The following is a 4090-nucleotide window of genomic DNA, read 5'->3' as shown; positions in this document are numbered from 1 at the left end:
CATAATATAATTTCGAGTATTATAAAAAAATATCGAATGAGCGATGAAAAGAACCCATTAAGCCGGTCTCCCTGTTAATAGAGAATCAGTGGTTGGTGCAAACTGATACAAAGATTAGGCGAATTTCACTCTTGGAGCTCTCTTTATATTGCATCCTAGGCAATGTAATATAAAGACGGATTAAACCGTTATTTTATGAAGTGGGAAATATTATTGTTTCCAATTAGGGTGGTACCGCGTGATAAGCCACGTCCCTATCTTTTAGATAGAGACGTGGCTTTTTTGTGTCTATCAGATTCCCTAACTTCTTAATGAATGATAAATTAAATCAACGAGATTGGATGGATTCTTATGCAGAATACTGAGCAATGGTCATCGAAGATAGGCTTTATTTTAGCTGCGGCTGGATCGGCTATTGGTATAGGTGCGATTTGGAAACTACCGTATGTTACAGGTGTTAGTGGAGGAGGAGCTTTCTTTCTTCTTTTTATACTATTTTCTTTGTTAATTGGATTTCCATTACTATTAGCAGAATTTATTATTGGGCGAAGCACACAGAAGGAAGCCATTAGTGCGTATGAATTGCTTGCACCTAATACGAATTGGAATTTGATTGGTAAGCTTGGCGTATTCACATGTTTTCTTTTATTGTCCTTCTATAGTGTAATTGGTGGTTGGATTGTTATATATCTTGTGAAAGGATTATATGGAGGAGTCATTGGTGATGGTACACAATATGGCGAGCTTTTCAATGCTACCATCAGTAATCCTTTGTTAACGGTTATTGCACAAGGTGTATTTTTAGCAATTACAATCTTTGTTGTAGCGAAAGGTGTTCAAAATGGTATAGAAAAAGCAAGTAAGATTTTAATGCCTGCCTTGTTCCTTTTATTTATTATTTTAATTATTCGATCACTTACATTGGATAATGCAATTGAAGGAGTAAAATTCTTCTTAGCTCCTGATTTTTCACATATCACTTCAGAAAGTATTCTATTCGCAATGGGGCAAGCTTTCTTCAGTTTAAGTGTTGGTGTATCAGTTATGGTTACGTATAGCTCCTATTTATCTAAGAAGGAAAGCTTGATTCAACCAGCGATTTCTATTGTATCAATGAACTTAATAATCGCTTTATTAGCTGGCTTAGCTATTTTCCCAGCGGTGTTTTCATTAGGATTAGAGCCAGCTGAAGGACCTGGATTGTTATTTGTAGTGTTGCCTTCTGTTTTTGATCAAATCGTTTTTGGGGAAGTGTTCCTTGTTTGCTTCTTAGCATTATTCTTATTTGCTACTTTAACTTCAGCATTCTCGATGTTAGAAATCATTGTTGCAGCTGTTGTGAAAGGTAACGATGATAAGCGTAAGAAATTTGCCGTTTTTATTGGGGTGTTGATTTTCGCAGTAGGTGTTCCATCCGCATTATCATATAGCGTTCTAAGTGATGTAACCATATTTTCGAAAAGTATTTTTGATGCAGCAGATTTCTTAGTAAGTAATATCTTGATGCCGCTAGGTGTATTTTTAATCTCCATCTTCGTATCATGGAAGGTAAAGAAGAATATATTGCAAACAGAGCTGCTTTCGCATTCTAGATTTGGCTCAACTGCTTTTAATGCTTGGTTCTTCATTATGAGATATATTATTCCTGTAGTTATTGTTATAGTATTTTTAAATAGTATCGGTATTATATAATATAGAAGAAACTCATCTTTAATCCGTGCCACTTTACGTGTTATATGTAAGGTGGCCTTTCTTTTTCAACAAAATTAATTTTAAAATTGCTATTAATTTGTAAACATTTCAAAGATTTTAGTTTAAAATGAAAAAGGTAGTCTTTTTTTGTAAGATTATAATAGTAAATACTTAATTGGGGGATGTAAAATGACTTTCCGGATACAGCCATTGCTTGGAATCTTTAGACCGGAGAAGTATGGCTATCAATTGAAGGAAGCGGAAGCCTTTAGAGGATACAAGCGATTTATCGCGCTTCTCTTTTTTGTGAGTTTATGTACATATGGCGTTAGTGCTGGGTTTGGAATAGGAACTGAATCTTTATCCAAAGAGATGACTAATTGGACCAATGGTGAATTAGAAGCTCGTAAGCAGTTGTTTTTTGTTGGTAGACTATTATTAGGATTATTGATTCCGTGTGTATTTTTATTTTTGAGTGCCCTATATTATTGGTGTTTCTCAAATGGTTCGTATAAGAAGCATGTCATTATCCAAATGACTGCGTTTAGTATCTATTTGCTAGAGCAAATCATTCAAATTCCGATGTTTGTTTTATTACATATCGATGCAACATCCAATCCATTATCGTTAGGCATCCTTGCGCAGTATGTAACGAACAAGGAGATTATTATACAATTCTTTAGTGAAATAACGATTTTCCAAATTAGTATGATGATTGTTGTCATTTATTACTTGCGTAAATTAACAGAATTGACGAAAAAACAAGTAATTTCAATTGTTATTTTGTTATTTGTATTTTATTGGGCTATGTCTAGTCTGTTTTCTTATATAAAAATTGGTGTCTTTTTTTAAGGGGGAAAGAGCAGCGTGAAAAAAAAGTGGAAAATAACTCTCATCTCTTTGCTTACCGTTGCCTTTATTGGAGGTAACCTTTTTCTCTTATTTAAAGAAAGCAGTAAAGCAGATCGAGTAACATACATCAAAGAATGGACAAGAGTTCAAAAAGATGATGTCATAGAAACCTTCCAAACAAAAGGTATCGTGCAACCAGAAACGGAGCACGGTGTATATTATGATGAACAACAAGGACCTTTTGCTTCATTCCTTGTTAAAGAAGGAGATACAGTTTCAGCTGGTTCGGCTTTATTTACATATAGCTCTAAAGAATTAGAAGATGAGAAAGCTGAAGTAGAAGCTGAAATTACACAAATACAAGGTGAATTAGATGGTGTAAACGAAGAAATAGCGGAACTAAAGAAACTAGATACACCATCATCAACTAGTGGAAATACATCCACTGCTGGCGATAAAGATTTAAAGATTGAAGTTAATGTAGATGTTACTAGCGGTGTGGAAACAGATATTGAAAAAGCGATACTAGAAGCAGAAAGAGAAGCGAGTAAGCTAGAAGCAAAATTAGCGAAATATGAAAGTCAATTAAGTCGAATTTCGGATAAAATTAGTGAAACAACGGTTAACAGTGAAGTGGAAGGCCAGGTTGTTGCTATTAATAAAGATATACAGAACCCCATTATTACAATAGCATCAAACACATTAGCAGTTGAAGGTGAATTAACCGAGTTACAAATGAAAAAAGTTGCTGTAGATCAGCAAGTGAAAATGTATTCATCTCTTCACAAGCAAGACTATGAAGGAAACATTCAACAAATTGTTTCATATCCTAAAGGTAATCCGAGTGTGGATAAAGAGACGAAATATCCTTTCATAGTAGGAATGAACGATGCTGATGAACAATTGTTACCAGGTGCAAAGCTTAGTATGAAGGTTATAGTAAATGAAGCAAAAGATGTACCGGTTATCTCAACAAAGTCAACATTCAAAACAGGTAAGAAAATGAATGTGTATCAACTTAATGAAAAAGGTCTCGTTGAAAAAAAGAAAATTACTCCAGGTCTATCTTTTGAAGGTGATCAAGAAGTAATCAAAGGGGTTAAGGTAGGAAATCTTATTGCTGCTCAACCTAAAAAAATACAAGCAAATAATTCTGCATTCATTACACCAATGACAACAACAAAGATTCAAAAATATAATTTAAAACAATTATCGAAAAAGCAAATAGCAAAATATTTGTTAATGGGTGTTTTCGAGAAATAAAAGGACGACTCTGATTCATTTTATGGATCAGAGTCGTTTTTTATTTTGTTGTTTAGGAAATTATAAAATAATTCGTTGTTGATAACTTTAAATAGAGTGATTCTACGTCCAGCTCCAAGCACCCAACGCCTAGTGAACTTCACACTTCTTCTTACGATAAGTCAACTATGAAATGCGGAATCGGCCCGTTTAGCCCCGCTGTCATAAGACGAATCACACAGGAAATCCTGATTTCCGAAGTGATTTGGCTTATGACACGAGGGGCTGGCCGATGAAGCTAGAC

At 34.5% G+C, this 4090-nt stretch carries 3 protein-coding genes and 1 other annotated feature; all 3 genes read left to right on the top strand.

Annotated elements, in window-relative coordinates; genetic code table 11:
* The first annotated feature begins 34 nt into the window (after positions 1-34).
* Positions 35-259, top strand: a binding site (T-box leader).
* A gap of 92 nt (positions 260-351) precedes the next feature.
* The 3 genes from V7014_RS19240 to V7014_RS19230 all read left to right on the top strand — a co-directional run bounded on the left by V7014_RS19240 (position 352) and on the right by V7014_RS19230 (position 3807).
* Positions 352-1692: a sodium-dependent transporter gene (locus tag V7014_RS19240; protein WP_335509351.1), complete on the top strand. Its 1341-nt coding sequence runs from the start codon at positions 352-354 to the stop codon at positions 1690-1692.
* Positions 1693-1881: 189 nt separating this feature from the next.
* Positions 1882-2544: a hypothetical protein gene (locus V7014_RS19235; RefSeq protein ID WP_335509349.1), complete on the top strand. Its 663-nt coding sequence runs from the start codon at positions 1882-1884 to the stop codon at positions 2542-2544.
* A 15-nt stretch (positions 2545-2559) separates the two neighbouring features.
* Complete coding sequence (locus V7014_RS19230; protein WP_335509347.1) at positions 2560-3807, top strand: efflux RND transporter periplasmic adaptor subunit; 1248 nt, start codon at positions 2560-2562, stop codon at positions 3805-3807.
* Positions 3808-4090 lie beyond the last annotated feature (283 nt).

The sequence above is a fragment of the Bacillus sp. JJ722 genome (genome assembly GCF_036963345.1).
Taxonomy (GTDB): Bacteria; Bacillota; Bacilli; order Bacillales; family DSM-1321; genus Bacillus_AD.
Note: the sequence above shows the minus strand (reverse complement) of the source record. Positions and strands in the feature narration are given on the sequence as shown.

Coding starts and splice junctions, on each gene's coding strand:
- V7014_RS19240 (WP_335509351.1), top strand. CDS start 352: ATGCAGAATACTGAGCAATGGTCATCGAAGATAGGCTTTATTTTAGCT.
- V7014_RS19235 (WP_335509349.1), top strand. CDS start 1,882: ATGACTTTCCGGATACAGCCATTGCTTGGAATCTTTAGACCGGAGAAG.